General features: G+C 47.2%; 11 protein-coding genes. 6 read left to right on the top strand and 5 right to left on the bottom strand.

Annotation, left to right across the window (positions count from 1 at the left end):
- Positions 1 to 30 precede the first annotated feature (30 nt).
- The 4 genes from FSB84_RS24100 to FSB84_RS24085 all read right to left on the bottom strand — a co-directional run bounded on the left by FSB84_RS24100 (position 31) and on the right by FSB84_RS24085 (position 6,551).
- The gene (locus FSB84_RS24100; protein ID WP_158644094.1) at positions 31 to 1,593 is read right to left on the bottom strand and encodes a RagB/SusD family nutrient uptake outer membrane protein; all 1,563 of its coding nucleotides are present in this window, start codon (positions 1,591 to 1,593) and stop codon (positions 31 to 33) included.
- 12 nt (positions 1,594 to 1,605) lie between these two features.
- Positions 1,606 to 1,794, bottom strand: coding sequence for a hypothetical protein (locus FSB84_RS24095; protein ID WP_147122341.1), 189 nt, complete (start codon positions 1,792 to 1,794; stop codon positions 1,606 to 1,608).
- A 44-nt stretch (positions 1,795 to 1,838) separates the two neighbouring features.
- Positions 1,839 to 5,189, bottom strand: coding sequence for a SusC/RagA family TonB-linked outer membrane protein (locus FSB84_RS24090; RefSeq protein WP_158644093.1), 3,351 nt, complete (start codon positions 5,187 to 5,189; stop codon positions 1,839 to 1,841).
- 192 nt (positions 5,190 to 5,381) lie between these two features.
- Complete coding sequence (locus tag FSB84_RS24085; RefSeq protein ID WP_130540404.1) at positions 5,382 to 6,551, bottom strand: FecR family protein; 1,170 nt, start codon at positions 6,549 to 6,551, stop codon at positions 5,382 to 5,384.
- A gap of 113 nt (positions 6,552 to 6,664) precedes the next feature.
- Between FSB84_RS24085 and FSB84_RS24080 the strand changes: the two genes are divergently transcribed.
- From FSB84_RS24080 to FSB84_RS24055, 6 genes are all read left to right on the top strand, one after another.
- Positions 6,665 to 7,267 (top strand): RNA polymerase sigma factor, encoded by a 603-nt coding sequence (locus tag FSB84_RS24080; protein WP_130540403.1) that lies wholly within the window; start codon positions 6,665 to 6,667, stop codon positions 7,265 to 7,267.
- Positions 7,268 to 7,354: 87 nt separating this feature from the next.
- A complete protein-coding gene (locus FSB84_RS24075; RefSeq protein WP_130540402.1) occupies positions 7,355 to 8,536 on the top strand; it encodes a FecR family protein in 1,182 nt (393 codons plus the stop codon).
- Between the two features lie 152 nt (positions 8,537 to 8,688).
- On the top strand, positions 8,689 to 12,225 hold the full coding sequence (locus FSB84_RS24070; protein WP_130540401.1) for a SusC/RagA family TonB-linked outer membrane protein: 3,537 nt from the start codon (positions 8,689 to 8,691) through the stop codon (positions 12,223 to 12,225).
- Positions 12,226 to 12,262: 37 nt separating this feature from the next.
- Positions 12,263 to 13,255 carry a RagB/SusD family nutrient uptake outer membrane protein gene (locus FSB84_RS24065; RefSeq protein ID WP_158644092.1) on the top strand — a complete coding sequence of 331 codons (993 nt, stop codon included), beginning with the start codon at positions 12,263 to 12,265 and terminating at the stop codon, positions 13,253 to 13,255.
- Positions 13,225 to 13,719, top strand: coding sequence for a RagB/SusD family nutrient uptake outer membrane protein (locus FSB84_RS24060; RefSeq protein ID WP_158644091.1), 495 nt, complete (start codon positions 13,225 to 13,227; stop codon positions 13,717 to 13,719). Before FSB84_RS24065 ends, FSB84_RS24060 begins: the two co-directional genes overlap by 31 nt.
- 6 nt (positions 13,720 to 13,725) lie before the next feature.
- Positions 13,726 to 14,832 carry a TlpA disulfide reductase family protein gene (locus FSB84_RS24055; RefSeq protein WP_130540399.1) on the top strand — a complete coding sequence of 369 codons (1,107 nt, stop codon included), beginning with the start codon at positions 13,726 to 13,728 and terminating at the stop codon, positions 14,830 to 14,832.
- Positions 14,833 to 14,912: 80 nt separating this feature from the next.
- Here the strand turns inward: FSB84_RS24055 and FSB84_RS24050 are convergent, their stop codons facing one another.
- A complete protein-coding gene (locus tag FSB84_RS24050; RefSeq protein WP_130540398.1) occupies positions 14,913 to 16,637 on the bottom strand; it encodes an amidohydrolase family protein in 1,725 nt (574 codons plus the stop codon).
- Positions 16,638 to 16,645 lie beyond the last annotated feature (8 nt).

Raw genomic sequence — 16,645 nt, 5'->3', positions numbered from 1 at the left:
TAAGTGTTTCTGTATGTTGAACAAATGCAATTAGTATTCAATGGTGATCCAACCTTCGTTGGGAACGATATTCCTGTTTTGCTGAATTTCAACGAGGGGGATCGGAAGCGCATAGTGATAATCGTTGGGCTCGGCCTTCAGCGTGTATTCCTTCTGGAAGAAACGCAAATTCCTGGTGATGGTTTTGCCGCCATAGCGTTTCAGGTCCAGCCAGCGTTTATCCGAATCCCCGAAGAATTCTTTCCTTCTTTCATCGATGATCTCCTGCAACAGCGCATCACCTGAGAGGCCATCAGCTGTGCCTGCATTGCGGAAGCTCTTGAACTTGTTCAAAGTGATAATGGCATCACCGGGTTGATTACTCCGGAACTGTGCTTCAGCCAGCATCAGCCAGGCTTCTTCCGGTCTGAGCAGCGAAAGGTTCCCTCTCTTAACGCTTCCGATGGTTGATCCGTCTGAAGGCCAGGCCCAGTTGAGTACCTGCCCTTCAGGACCTACTTTACCACCAGCAACAGCGGGATTGGCATTGAAGTAAATAGCATTACGGATATCTCCGGGTTTGAAAAGGGCGCAGAAATCTGCTTTCAAAGGAATATTCTCTGGACTGAACGCAGCCAGGTACTGGTAACAACTTCCATAAATAGCGCTGACGCCTCCCTGAATATTGTTCTCCATGCAGACTGCCGGGTAATCCGTAAGCTTGCCGGATTGAGCCAGGATCATATTGGCGCCGGTTACAGGAATTACGCTTTCAGTATTCTCTGCTGCAATAGCGGCATGTGTTTTCACCTGGTCATAGTCGCCTGTTTCTTTTGCGGGCGATTCGGCCTTATACCAATACACTTGTGCAGTGAGATGATGTAAATATCGACTATTGAACAGCACATTGTAACCAGTGAGCGGCTGTGTTCTTTCCGCCATCTGCATGGCATTGTTCAGGTCTTCCAGGATGGTCTTGTATACGTCTGCATGTGATTTCCTGGACATGTCCACAGACAGTACTTCTTTTCCTGAATGCAGGTAAACGGGAATACCGAGCGCTGCATTTTTATATTGACCGAAATATTGCAGGAGCTTGAAGAAATAGTAAGCGCGGGTGGCGTACATTTCTCCCAGCAGCTGATCGCGGAGGGCAGGCGTACCATCTTTCACTTCTTCCAGCATCTGATCTATAAGTGCATTGAAGAAGCCGATGAGCTGATAGTATTCCGTCCAGATCTTCGTGGGTGAATTGTAATCATTCCATAAGAGCCAGTCGGCATACACTTTTTCCTGTGTCTGGTGGATATTGTTCGACTTCAGATAGGTCTGCGTGAGTGCCACATCAAAATCGATATTATCTGAATACGATTCAAACATCAGGTTGGCGTACACCGGGCACATCGCATTGATGGAAGTGGTGGTGGTGCCGGGTTTGGGGGCCACGCCAAAAGTGGTAATGGAGCGGAGGTAGTTTGCCAGCAGGGATTTTACATCCTGCGCAGTGGTAACTGTCCGCTGGTTCTTGGGAGCCAGGTCCAGGTATTTCTTACAACCTGTTGAAGCCAGCAGGCTGATCACTGTGAGGGCTATGATGAATTTGTTTCTTTTCATTGCAGTCATTTTTTAGAATCCAACGGTTAATGACAAAGCGAAATTCCTGGTATTGGGATAGCCGAAAGGCAGACGGCTTTCAGGATCTGTTCCGCTGTAAGGGCTGATGATGAACAGGTTTCCTGCCACCAGTGTGGCTTTCAGGGTTTTCATGGCAGTTCTGCCGATGATGGACTTGGGTGCCCTCCAGCTGATGCTCATCTCATTGCATTTGATGTAATCGCCTTTCTCGATATCCGTGCTGATCAGCGTTCTGGTATAGTTGCTGGAACTGTTCCTGAATGCGGGATATTGGTGATATCTCCCGCCTGACGCCAGCGGTAAGCATTTTCCTTGAGGCGGTTGGTCCTGCTGGCGCTGATATCATCAACACCTCTGCTGGGACCTTCACGCCTGTCCCGGAAACTCTCGATCATATTTCCTCCTGCATACACGAAGCTGGCAGTGAATTCAAACGCTTTGTAGGTAAGGCGTGTGTTGAAACCGCCGTAGAAATCGGCATTGTAATGACCAAGGTAATAGGGGCGGTATACGGCTTTCAGGTCTGCATCGGTGATCCTGCTCAGGTTGATGAGCGCATCTTCATACGTCGTTTGTACATTACCGTTCACCACTTTCGTACTGGCTTTCTGTGCGTACACGATGAGGTCGCCCGTTTGTTCATCCACGTGAGAGAACTTGTAACCGAACCAGCTGTCCACGGGATAACCCTGGATGTCCAACGCAGAAGAGTCCGAGATGTCCGGCACCTGTTTCTGGAATACATTCGTGAGGTTATTGTTCACTTTGGTATAGTTACCTCCGATCTCCCATAACCAGTCTTTCGATTTCACCACTTCCATGCGGAAGCTCAGTTCATAGCCTTTGTTGGTGAGATTGCCAACATTCACGAAGGCAGACTGACGGCCAACTGATGGCGGCGTTTTGGTTTGGTCCAGGAGGTCAGACACTTCTTCGTTGAAGTAGCGGAACTCTGTATTGAAGCGGCCTTTGAAGAACGAAAGCTCCAGTCCGAGATTGGTTTCTTTTTTCTGTTCCCATTTGATAACAGGGTTACCATAATTGAACAGGTCAGACACAGACGTATTGGCGTAAACGTTAGTGCTGAGCGTATACGTGTGGAAAGGCAATACACTTCTGTTGATGCTTCCCCTGTAACCATAACCCAGCGATACCACCAGGCGACTGAGTACATCTTCATGATCTTTCAGGAATTTTTCATTGTGCGCATTCCATTTTACACCGGCAGACCAGAGTGGTGAGAACTGGTTGTCTGAACCGATGATATCAACACCATCATAGCGAACGTTGCCGTTCACCACATAACGGTTATCGTATGCATAGGCGGCAGAGCCGATGAAGCTGGCTGTCCTGTTTTCTCTTGTTCCTGTTCCTCCGAGCGCTTCCAGCCTGAGATTCATGAAGCGGGTATCGGCAACGAGGTCCCAGCTGGGATAACCAGCAATGGCGTATTCCTGCAAATAGATAGGATTGAAATGCCTGAACTGATCGTTCTTCACTGCGCCGAATTCGCTGGCGAAGAAACCCTGTACAAAATGTTTTCCTGCGAAAGTGTTATTATACTCGATCGTGTTGCGCACGGTGTAATCCATTGTGCGGCCACTGCTTTCCTGCAGGAAGCCCCTGTTATGTTCGGGCAGCACGCCGAGGGACCCGGTGGAAGCGCTGTTGAGCCAGTTCCGCACCCAGGAGCGGTAAGTGCCTGCAAAGGATTCATCCTTGTCCTGCACTGATGTGTAGCTGGCTGCGATATTCCCCGTGTATTTGAAATTGCGCAGGAAAGTGTATTCCAGGCTGAATTGTCCTCTGATATTACCATAGGTATTGCTGAGCTTATTCTCTTTCAGCTCACGGATCATATTGAAATTGGAATAGTATAAAGAAGATGAAGTGCCCACTGTGTAAGGGATCTCGCGGTAAGTCATGTCTGAAGCATAGGAACCGTCTTCATTGTAAGGTTTCTCGTAAGGGTTGGCAAACACTGCATATTTGAACGGATCAGTGCCTGCCTGACCTTCCATATTTTTCTTGATCGTAGCATACACATTCACCCTGAAGAGAAGATCAGGAGTAACAAAACGGGAGAGCTTCATATTGAGGCCACCAGTCTGGAACCTGTTCTGGATAAGGCTTCCCTGTGCATCCTGGTAATTAAAGCTGGCGAAATAAGTGGTTTTGTTATTACCACCACTGAAACTGATATTGTGGCTCTGGCTTTGCGCAACGCGGTAGAGCTGATCGATCCAGTTGGTATTCGTTTTTTCCAGTTCTGCGATCCTCCGTTCAGCTTCTTCGTAAGTGATCACGCCTTTGTCTGCAAGATTGGTGAGCTGGATAACGCGACCGCCTTTTTCGTAATTGGGACGAAAGTCTTCCACGATCGATCTTTCGAATGCGATCTTCTCAGCAGAGTTCATGAAGTTGAACTTGTTCTCCGGACGAAGGGTGATGCCGTATTTACCGGAATAGTTCACATAATCATTGCCCACTTTTCCATTTTTTGTGGTGATCACGATCACGCCGTTGGCGGCCCTTGCACCGTAAATGGAAGCGGCGGTGGCATCTTTCAGGATGGTGATGCTTTCGATATTTTCAGGAGGGATATTTCCGATACCGTTGGTGATAAGGCTGTTCATACCGCCGGACACTTCACCTGTTTGCAGTGGCATTCCGTCCAGCACATAGAGCGGCTCTGCATTTCCGGTGAGCGTATTGATACCGCGGATGATGATATTGCCTACTTCACCCGGGCGACCCGACTGGCTTCGTACATACACGCCCGATAGTTTGCCGGACAATGCTTTTTCAAAAGTGGTGATGCCTGCATTCTCCAGGTCTTTGGCAGTGGCGGAGGAGATGGATCCAACTGTTACTGCCCTCTTCCTGTCCTGGAATCCGCTCACCACAACGTCAGTGAGCTCCATGGCGGTTTTCACGAGCGATACATTCACTACCAGGCTGGCGGGAACAGTCACTTGCCTGGTCTGGTAACCGATGAAAGAGATCACCAGTATATCGCCGGCATTGGCGGCAAGTTTGAAATTGCCATCGGCATCGGTGGTGGCGCCGCGGGTGGTGCCGCGTACCAATACGTTCACGCCGGAGAGAGGGCGGCCTCTGTCGTCCGTGATCCGGCCACCTGTGGGAGGGGCGGACTGCGGCGTTACGTAGAGCCGGGGGATGGATGGTACGGCCCGCACAGCCATCATGCGGATGAAGATGGTTTGGTTCTCGATGGTGAAATCCAGCGGCTGATCTCTCAGCGCTTCCTGAAGGAATTGCTGCAGGGGCAGGTTTTCTGCATCGATGGTGATTGGTTTGGTCTGCTGCAGCATGTTGGTTTTCCATACCACGAAGTAACCCGTCTGCTTTTCGATAGCAGCGAATACTTTTTCAAGCGACACTTCCTTGCCGGAGTAGGTCACGGTTTGTGAATTGCTGGTTGCACTCACATGCAGGCAGAAGGAGAGAAGCATAAAAGCGGTCAGTCTCATTACGCGCAAAGTTTGGTGCAGGTTGAAGCGGTGAGACCCTGATAATCCAACGCCAACGGGCGTTTCAGCAGTTTGGTGCAAAGCAGTTGGATTACAAAGCCATCCCGCAGTCACCCGGGATTTTGCAACATTTAATTGCATACTTTTGTAACAGTTTTGGGTTAACTAATAGATACAAGTCTTGCCGGACTTATTTATGAACGAACTCAGAATCCTGAACTGTTCCGGTCACTACCCGGAGCAGTTCTTTTTTTGAGCCTTAACGAAAAACTTTTATGGCGATACGATCAGTTTCTTTCCTTTGATCCTGAAATGCACCTGATCGTCTTCCAGTCCTTTCAATATTTGCTGCAGGCTCAGGTTGCGCTGGATCTTTCCCGCGAACGTGATACCCGGTACATTTTTCTCGTATACCACTTCCACATCGTACCATCTCGCGATCTGCCGCAAACCAGACTGGAGGCTGATCTGGTTGAAATTGAACAATCCATTTTTCCAGGCGATGATCTGGTCAGTGTCTACTTCCGCCAGTTTAATGCCTGTACTGTTTTGTCTTGCCTGCATGCCGGGTTTCAGTTCCATGCTGCTGTGCTGGTCGTGCACTCTCACTTTCCCTTCCAGCAATGTGATGCGTGTAGCGTCTTCATCATCATAGGCATTCACGTTGAAGCTGGTGCCCAGTACTTCGGTAGTGATGCCATTGCTGTGCACCATGAATGGTTTGCTGGCATCCTTTGCCACTTCCAGGTAAGCTTCACCGGTAATGCTCACTTCACGCGTATTGCCGGGAAAGGCAACAGGGAAGCGGATAGAACTCATCGCATTCAGCCAGACCCTGGTGCCATCGGGCAGCGTGAGCTGGAACTGGCGGCCACGGGGCGTTTGCATGGTGTTGAAGAGGGTAGTGGAAGAGCTGCCGTTCTGTTGCCAGTGCGTATAGCTCAGTTCTCCATCTTTCAACAAAATATTACTGCCCTGCTCGGCGATGGCGCCGGGTTGCAGACTGTCGAGCAGAATGGTTCGTCCATCGGCCAGCGTAAGTAGCGCACCTGCTGTGCCGGGAGGAATGTCCGGGCTGGCAGGTTGTTCTGTTTTTTCCTTTGTTGCCAGCGTCTGCGGATCTTGTTGTTTGCGCAAAAGGAACCAGGTTCCGATGCCCAGCAAAACCAGTACAGCGGCTGCATACCTTAACCACTTGCCGGTGGAGAGGGAGCGGACAGGCGCCGTGCTTTTTTCATTTTCCAGTTTCGAAAGGATGTTTTGCAGCATCCTTTCATTGTGTGGTCCTAATTGTTGTTGGGTCGATAGTAATGCTTCATATTGTGCAAGTACTTCCCGGAATGCTTCAGGCGAAAGGCTTTGAAGCCAGTTATTGAATGCATCGCGCTCGGCATCGGTGGCCGTACCAGCTGCGAATTTCGGTAGCCAGTCCAGATAGTTCATAATCGTTGATTACTATAAGGACGATGCCGTGAAAAGATCATGGATGGAAAAATGGAAAAAATTATCAATTATTTATTCTAGTATTGTAATTCAGGCAAATACCTGATGTTCTCTTGCTGATCAACCAATCATACGAAGAAAAAGAACTGCTGATCCGTATTGCAGATGGCGATGAAAAGGCTTTTGCCATTCTTTACAAGCATTATGTACCACTCATGCATCCGTTTTGGGTGAAGATCTCAGGTTCACCAACCAATGCGGACGAAGTAATACAGGAAACCTTTCTCAGGGTTTGGCTGAACAGGGACCAACTGCCTGAAATAAATAATTTCAGGAACTGGTTGTTCACTGTTGCAAGCCGCCAGCAACTCCAACGCCTGCGGAAAGAATTAAGACAACAGGAAAAAGCTGACCGCTTACTGGCCCGGGGAACTGTTTTGTCAGAAGAAGGTTCACCCGGTACCGGAATGGAGATCCGGGAAATCAAATCCCTGGTTGCAGAAGCTGTGAATAGCCTTTCAGAACAAAGACAAAGGATCTACAAATTGAGCCGTGAAAAAGGATACACTTCCCACCAGATTGCAGCAGAGCTGAACCTTTCTGTTCAAACTGTTCATAACACCTTATCTGCCGCCCTTCGGCAAATCCGGGAACATCTTACACGTTCAGGATATAATTTTTCTCTTTTCATTTACCTGTTACTGAAAATTTTCTAAGATTTTTTCACGGGGGGATTAGTAGTGCTTCCCAAAAGCAGCATCTATTAGAAAGGACCATGATTTCATAAGGATAAGCTATTTGTAATGGAAAAGGAACGACTACTATACCTGATCGGGCGTGTTTATGATCATCAGCTTTCACCTGAGGAAAGAAATGAGCTGGTGCTGGCCCTGGAGGACCAGAACGATACTGAGCTGGTGCAGTTATATACAGAATTAATGATGGAGCATCCAGCGGACATCAACATCACCTACAATGATTCTCATCTCCAGGAACTGATCAACCAGATCACAGAAGTTGATCATCCTTCCGGGGATCTGATTCAATTACCATCAACTCGACGGTATTTTCTCCGCCACTGGCATTGGGCAGCTGCATCCATCCTGTTGGTATTATGCATTGGAGCTTACCTCTTTTTCAATACCCATTCAAAAACTACACAACCTGCCGGCATTGCGCAGATCCAACCCGGAAGAGATGGCGCTATTCTGACCCTCCACGATGGCACGAGGGTGCTCCTGGATACTATTCAGAACGGAGTGGTAGCCCTGCAGGGTGGCGCAATGGCAAAAGTGGAAAACGGGAAATTGTTGTATGAAGCCAATGGCCATGAGGCAGTGATCAATACAATGTCAACACCCGCGGGCCGGCAGTTCCGGCTGACATTGCCTGATGGAACAGAAGTATGGCTCAATAGCGCAAGCTCTATCAGCTATCCCACTGTTTTTACTGGAACTGAGCGACGCGTGGTGATTACCGGTGAAGCATATTTTGAAGTGGCGAAGAATATGAAAATGCCCTTCCGGGTAAATGTGAACCAGAGAGCATTGGTAGAAGTGCTGGGCACTAAATTCAATGTGAATGGATATGATAATGAACCACGCATCAATACCACATTGCTGGAAGGCAGTGTGCAGGTGGTTTCCGGCCGGTCGGTATTGCTTAAACCCGGTCAGATGGCGCAGGTGCAAACTACTCAGCTGAGCGGAACTGAAATAAAGATCGTTGGACATGCCAATATCGAAAAGATCATGGCATGGAAGAATGGACTATTCGATTTCGATAATATGGATTTCGATGAAGCAATGCGGCAATTGGAGCGCTGGTATAATATCGAAGTTGTTTACGAAAATGGCATTCCAAAAAATATCGAGCTATACGGAAAGATCACCAAAGGAGTAACACTTGACGGTTTGCTGAGTGTATTGAAAGATATAGGTGTCAAATGCCGGCTGGAAAACCGGAAGCTCCTGATACAGCAATAGATCAATTCAATTCCACCTTATTCATTTTCGCCGGTCAGAAAGACCAACTAAAAAAGCCGGAAGTGTTCGAAGCACTTCCGGCCGGAAAGTTTAGTTGATCAAAATATAAGTCTGTTATCTCTCATTTTTTAACAACCAAACATTTGCAATTTATGCAAAAGAAAACAATTGGTAACGGGTATTCTATGCCCTGCCGGATCAGCGCTGCATCGATGGATCAGCTGGCATCCGGTCTCCGGCACTGTAGCCCCGGAACCATTACCAAAACGCTGCTGGTGATGAAATGGAATTTGTGGAAACTTCATCACCACATCGGAAAAACAACTGTTCTCGCGATGAAACTGACATTAGTTTTTTTTATTGTCGCATTCTTGTCCGCGAGCGCCAATGGGAGGGCGCAAAATCTTTCAATCTCCGGGAAAGACCTCAGGCTGCAAAAGGTGCTGAAGGAAATAGAAAAACAGACAGGTTACGTGGTCTTTGCCAATAAACGTGACCTGGCTGAGACCCGCGCCATCACGCTTTCTGTGGTTGATCTGCCTTTAGAGGATTTTCTGGATGTGATCCTAAAAGAGCAGCCGCTGAAATACCGGATCGTGGACAAAACGATCGTGATCTCCAGGAAGCTGCCTGTTGAGGAGTCCAGCGCAGTGAAAAAAGAAACAATACAACTTACTTCTTCCGATCAATCTGTACCTGCGCCCATAACAGGACGGATCCTCAATGCGGATGGACTTCCGCTGGAAGGCGCCTCCATAAAAGTAAAGGGCTCACGGAAAGGAACATTCGCAGATGCGGCCGGTAGGTTTTCTATCGATGCCAATACCAACGATATACTGGTGATCAGTTTTACAGGGTACCAGGAAAAGGAAATTAAGGCGGCTTCCCTGCAATCCGACGGAAGCATTGTGTTGTCGATATCCGAAAGCAAACTCGATGAAGTGCAGATCATTGCCTATGGAAAGACCAGCCGGAGATTGAATACCGGCAATGTGCATTCAGTGAAGGCAAAGGATATCGAGAAACAGCCCGTGAATAATCCCTTGCTTGCCTTGCAGGGAAGGGTGCCGGGTTTATTCATCGAGCAGTCAACAGGGTTCTCCGGCACTGGTGTGAAAGTGAAAATACAGGGTAAGAACAGCATTCATAACGGTAACGATCCCTTGTATATCGTAGATGGGGTTCCATTTGTATCACAACTGCTGCCGGCAGATGGTGGCAATATGGTATTGGGCAATTCAGGTGCTTCTTTCAGGGTGCTCAATGTGAATGGTAATCCACTCAGTGCGTTGAATCCTGCTGACATTGAAAGCATAGAAGTGTTGTCTGATGCTGATGCCACGGCCATTTACGGCTCCCGCGCGGCGAACGGTGCCATCCTGATCACCACAAAGAAAGGGAGTGCCGGAACCATTCGCGTGAATTTGAATGTGCAAACCGGCGGCGGCAGAATGCCCAACAAACTTGAGCTGATGAATGCGCAACAATATCTCGAAATGCGCCGCGAAGCATTGCAGAATGATGGACTAACCCCAATACCCGGCCGAAATGGCGACAATGACCTGAACGGGAACTGGGACAATACCCGTGAAACCGATTGGCAGGAGGAACTCCTGGGCGGCACTGCACGCTATCATGACTACCAGGCCTCCGTTTCTGGCGGAAATGCCAATACATCCTTTTTACTGAGCACCGGTTATCACAAAGAAACTACTGTTTTCCCCGGGGATTTTTCCGATGTAAAAAGATCTGTTCATTTTAACCTGAACAGCAGCTCTGCCAATAAGAAATTCAAGATGAGCTTCTCCGGCAATTACCAGTTGGGAAATAACCGTCTGCCAAGGATCGATCTCACCAGGAACGCGATGTTGCTTTCTCCTGTTGCCCCGGCATTGTATACGCCCGATGGAAAAGTCAACTGGCAACCCGATGCAACAGGTGGAACTACCTTTTCCAAGAATCCCATCGGTTTCCTGAACGACCAGTTCAACAATAAAACCAATACCCTTATCGGAAATCTAACCCTCGGGTATGAGATCTTGCCAGGGCTTGAAGTAAAGAGCAGTTTCGGTTATACCACACTGATGTCTGACTATGTTTCCAAGACGTTCCTGTCTTCTGCGCCTCCTGAGGCCATCAGGAGCGGTCGCCAGCGCTCAACCATATTCGGCAATAATGCGATCCAGACCTGGCTGGTGGAGCCGCAAATCACCTACAGGCGTGCTCTTGGAGGCGGGAAGCTGGAAGTACTGATCGGAAGCGCCCTCCAGGAAAATGCAAGTAAAGGATCATCCGTAATGGCCAGCGGCTTCAGTAACGATATTGTGATGGATGATGTGCGTTCCGCCCCAACTGTGACGCCTTATTCCTCTGCCAATTCCACCTACAGGTACAATGCCGTTTTCGGAAGAGTGAATTACAACTGGGAGAATAAATATATCATCAATCTTACTGCCCGCAGGGATGGTAGTTCCCGATTCGGCGCGGCCAGCCGTTTCCACAACTTCGGAGCTGTTGGCGCTGCCTGGGTGATCACAGAAGAAAAATGGACACGCGAACATCTTCCTTTCCTGAGTTTTGGTAAACTGAGAGCAAGCTACGGTACTACAGGAAGCGACCAGATGCCGGATTATCAATTCCTGAGCTTATATAGGCCGGTAAATTATGAACTGCCTTATCAGGGTATTCCTGCCTATGCCCCCGAGCAATTATCCAACCCTGATCTGCAATGGGAAGCCACCCGCAAAACACAGGCTGGACTTGAGCTCGGATTTTTCAGGGACAGGGTACAGCTGAATGTGAACTATTATCTGAACAGGTCCGATAACCAGGTAAGTGCTTACCTGCTTGCAGCAACTTCCGGTTTTGAATCCATCTATAAAAATCAACAATACAAAATCAAGAATACAGGATGGGAACTGATGTTGTCTGGAACCGTACTTCAAAAAGGCGACTTCACCTGGAACAGCAGTTTCAATTTTACTATTCCAAAAACTTTGCTGATGGATTATCCCGGAGTGGATAAAACCTCGGACGCCAGCAAAAAGATCATTGGCAAACCAATGGGCAGTACCTATGCTTACCATCTGCTGGGTGTGGATCCGCAAACGGGTGTTTATATTTTCGAAGACAGTGAAGGCAAGCCAACAAGCAGCCCTGTTATGAAAGATCAAAACGTGATCGTGAATCCATTCCCTACTTCTTACGGTGGTTTTCAGAACAGTTTCCGTTATAAAGGATTTACACTGGACCTGCTGTTTCAATTCGTTAAACAGCAGGCGAAGAATTATTCCTATGGAAGCCTGCAATACACTGTTGGCGGATTTGCAGAGGGAGAAGGCAATCAGCCTGCTTCAATGCTGGATCGCTGGCAGAAGCCGGGAGATGAAGCCAGGATACAACGCTACTCTACAACGTTCAATTATTTTACTCCGGCTTATCTCGCCAAAGAGTTGAGCGACGGTGGTATTTCAGATGCATCCTACATCAGACTGAAGAACCTTTCTTTCTCCTGGCAGTTGCCTGAGCGTTGGGTAAAAACTGTAAAACTGCACAATGGAACTGTATTTGTACAGGCGCAGAACCTGCTCACCATCACCAATTATTCAGGACTGGATCCGGAAACCAAAAGTTCCACCATCCTGCCTCCATTAAGGGTAATAACATTTGGCGCTAAACTCAGCTTTTAAGATGGGGACCATCATTGACACGATAAAAATTATAGGGATGAAAACAATAATCAATCAAATACTGAAACAAAGATTCCTTCTGATCATAGGTATCGGGATGACCTTTGTACAAACTGGATGCAGCAAGCTGGTGGAAGCCGATGGCCCCGGCACCAGTCTGTTGGATAAAGATGTATTCCGGTATGATAATACAGCCATCGGCGCTGTTACCACATTATACGGAAGCATGAGTGAAGCCTGGCCACAGTATGGCGGCGAACTGAGTACACTCTCGGTAAATGCCGGTCTGTCCGCTGATGAATTGGTACTATACAGCGGTTCGGGCAATTCCAAACTGGATGCCTATTACAAAAACGACCTTAACAGCACGGTTGTGGATGCGAACGACTATTGGGGTACTGCTTATAAAAGCATGTACAGGGTGAATGCTGCACTGGAAGGTATCACCGCTTCTGAATCGCTTACTCCCGCTGTGAAAAATCAATTGCTGGGTGAACTTAAATTCATGCGTGCATTTTATTATTTCTACCTGGTGAATTTGTATGGCGATGTTCCCCTGATACTGGGTACCAACTATGCAGTAAATGCTGTGGCCCCAAGGTCTTCCCGCCAGGTGGTTTATCAGCAGATCATCAATGATCTGAAAGATGCCCAATCATTACTGAGCGAAAATTATCTCAACGCAGACCTGTTAACCCCTTATCCCAACGGGAACGAAGAAAGGGTGAGGCCAACCAAATGGGCCGCAACAGCGCTGCTGGCAAGGACTTACCTGTATACGGGCGATTGGGCAAATGCAGAAACGCAGTCTACTATTGTACTGGATAATGTGAGTCAATTTGAATTGGGCACTCTCAATACCCCTTTCCTCAAGAACAATAAAGAAGCGATCTGGCAACTGCAACCCGTGAACAAAGGCTTCAATGCCATGGAAGGATACTTTTTTGTACTGCCCCTGACGGCCCCAACTGGGAGCAATCTGTTTATCTCAATGAGGCATTGTTACAGAGTTTCGATGCAGCAGATCTGAGAAAAACGGAATGGATCGGCAGGGTAGATGCATACGGGGAAACTTATTATCATGCCAACAAGTATAAGGTAAATACATACCTGGCACCCGTGAGTGAATACAGTACCATTTTCCGGTTGGCTGAACTATACCTGATCAGATCTGAAGCCAGGGCTCAATTGAATGATCTGGACGGAGCCATCGATGATATTGATGAGATCCGCGGCAGAGCAGGATTGCCATTGATCTCAGCTGTAGATCCTGGTATCGACAAACCAGGACTATTAAACGCCGTGTTAACTGAAAAACAACATGAGCTCTTTACCGAATGGGGACATCGTTGGCTGGATCTGAAGAGAACAGGTAAGATCGATGAAGTGATGGAAGTGGTGTTGCCTGCTAAAAGAGCCGATGGGGTTTGGAAGAACGAAATGCAATGGTATCCCATCTACTATATCGAACTGCAAAACAATCCTAACCTGTAACTTATTATGTTGATGAAAAAAAATGGATGCAGCCGTCGTATGTTGGTTGCCGGTATTGGTGCCATGCTTTTGCTGACCAACGTTACAGCCCAGTCCGGAAAAGGATTTGTTCTGAAAGGCAAAATAGACGGATTGAAAGATGGCTCATTGGTCAGCCTGTTGAGTTTTGAAAATGACACACTCTCAAAAACGATCAGTAAAGGCGCACGATTTGTTTTAAAAGGAATTCTGAAGCAGGAAACCGGATTCTATTTTCTGTCATTGGATACTGCAAAGTATCATAGCACAGAAGATGGACGTAGTAATACATTATGGCTGGTAAATGAAAAAATGGAACTGACCGGCAAGATAAATTCTTTGAAACAGTTGCATCTTAAAGGTTCTGAAGTGCAGCACGACTGGGAAGAATTCAAAAATTTGCAGGACAGGTATGTGAAAGAAGCGGCCTGGCCGGCTATTCCTGCTATGCAGGAGTATATTGACAGGCACACTAATTCTTTATTTGCTCCAATTGTATTACGTATGCAGCCTCCGGAAATACAGAATAAAGCGTATGAGCATCTGAGTGAACGTGTGAAGCAAAGCGCAGCAGGACAGGAGCTCGCCAAACTGGTGGATCGAAATCATGCTGTTACCAGATTTGCTGCCCGCGACAGCATCCCTGATTTCAAATTCTCCGACAGAAATGGGGATAGTGTTAGTATCCTTTCCGTGGCCTCGAAACATAAATATACATTGATCGATTTCTGGGCCAGTTGGTGTGGTCCTTGCAGAGCTTCATTTCCAAAACTTGATAAAGTATATCAGAAATTCAATAGCAAAGGATTCAATATCGTAGGCATTTCTCTCGATGAGAAAAAGCCTGACTGGCTTAAAGCCTTAGAAGATGAAAATCCGATCTGGTTTCAGGGCCTTGATAACCTGGATGAGGTAAGTAAGAATATCTTCGGGATAAAAAGCATTCCTGGTTATTTGCTGATTGATTCGAGTGGGAAGATCATCCAGTCGCAGATAAGGAGTTTTGCTGTGTATGAGCAGATCCAGACCTATAAAGGGAAAAGTTTGGTTGATGATTTGCAGGAGATGCTTGAATTGTTGTTGAAGGAAAAATAAAGAAATGATATGTGTGTTGGAAAGAGCGCTGAGCTAAAGGCCCGGACACCCGGGCCTTTAGCGTTTTTTTGACAAGCAGTTTACTCTATGAAATAAACTCTTTTTATTTTATTCCCATCGATCTGATAAATAGCCGTTGCCTGCACAGGCTTGTCGCCAAAACCCGAAACACTCTCTTTGTCAATGATGGTATTGCCTTGTACGATTCGTTCCAATATCTCACAGTGCAAACCCGGCACTCTGGAGAAAAAGCTATACGCTTTTCGCATGGCGTCTTTCCCTTTTGATTCAAGTTTGTTGGGGAAGGTATAAAGCTCTACATCTTCAGCATAAGGCTCTAAAAATGCTTCCAGGTCTTTTGCATTGTATGCATTGAGCTGTCGCTGTACCAATGCCAGTGGCGTTTCCTTAATGATCGAATCGGGATACAGCACAGTGCCTTTATTTACTACCACGCTGATCTTCGCCAGATTGTTCAGGTCTTCCACTGGGTTGCCATCCAGCAATACCATGTCTGCGGTCTTTCCCGCTGTTATGCTCCCTGTAAGTTTTTCCTTTGATAAGAAGTAAGCGGGACTGATGGTGGCGGCTTCCAGTACTTTCCAGTTGCTGAGTCCTGCCTCTTTCATTTTTTGTAACTCTGTGAGGTAGGAGCCTCCATGTAATGTGCCGATATTGCCAGCATCGGTGCCGGCTGCAATTCGAACACCGGCATCGCTTAGTTTCTTGAGATTGATCAGGCAAATGGAATCCTGTTTCTTGTCGTGTGCAGTATTGTGTTGTATGTAAGTTTTGTATTGCTGAATTACCGGATCATTCAGATGCCTGAGATCAAAAAGGGAACCCAGGATCATTGGGTTGGAAGTAGTGAACTCCCTGCTGGAAAATCTGTACTGCTGGCCGAAGACCTTGCCGTAGTTGTCATACACTACCAGTGTAGGACAGAGTATTGTTTTCTTTTCTTTGAGCAGTTTTACAAAATCATTTGAAATAACTTCATCTTCCACGCTGTGGACTAAAAAATCAGCGCCGTTCTCAACAGATAATTGGGCTGTGATCCTTTCTGTGGCGTGTACTGCCACTTTCAAATTGTTTTTATGCGCTTCATTGATCACTGCTTTTATGATCGGTAAATGTTTGCGGGCAATTTCTTCTTTGTTCTCTCCGATAACTATATACCATATTTTAATGAAGTCGGGTTGATAGGGGAGCTGTTCCTGCACCATTTTCCTGGCGTCTTCTTCTGTTTGAACCAGGCTGAAAGGTCGATCATTTCCAAGACCTTTGTAGATCTGAGGCTCGAAAGTAGTTAGCAGAGGCCCTGTCATGTAAACAGATGGAGATACAGAATCAGTGGCGAATTCTTTTCTTCTTTGAAGCAGACTGTAAGTGGCTCCCACATCAATTACGCTGGTGATACCATTGAGCAGGTTGCGCTTCATTACATCACTCATATTGGATTTGGAAAATGCAATCTCGTCTTCGTAGCTGCGCTGTTTTCTAAGATCGATGGCATCTGGTCTTGTATACAATCCGCCGCTTTGAAAGAAATGTACATGCGCATCCGTCATGCCTGGGATCAGGTATTTGCCTGTGCCGTCTATGATGGTGGCACCGGGCGCCGGGGTGATTGTTTTGGTGTTGATCGATTCGATCTTATTCCCCCTGATGAGTACAGTAGCATTGGGGATCAGTTTTTGTTTTTCAACATCAACTATGGTTGTGTTGGTGATGATCGTTTGTGCGTTAACGGTAAATGAGATGGCAGATATGATAGAGAGCAGGAAGGCGGATAGTTTCAACATAACCAATT

The sequence above is a fragment of the Pseudobacter ginsenosidimutans genome, from assembly GCF_007970185.1.
Taxonomy (GTDB): domain Bacteria; phylum Bacteroidota; class Bacteroidia; order Chitinophagales; family Chitinophagaceae; genus Pseudobacter; species Pseudobacter ginsenosidimutans.
The sequence above is the reverse complement of the archived record's forward strand: the minus strand, read 5'-3'. Positions and strand labels throughout refer to the sequence as shown.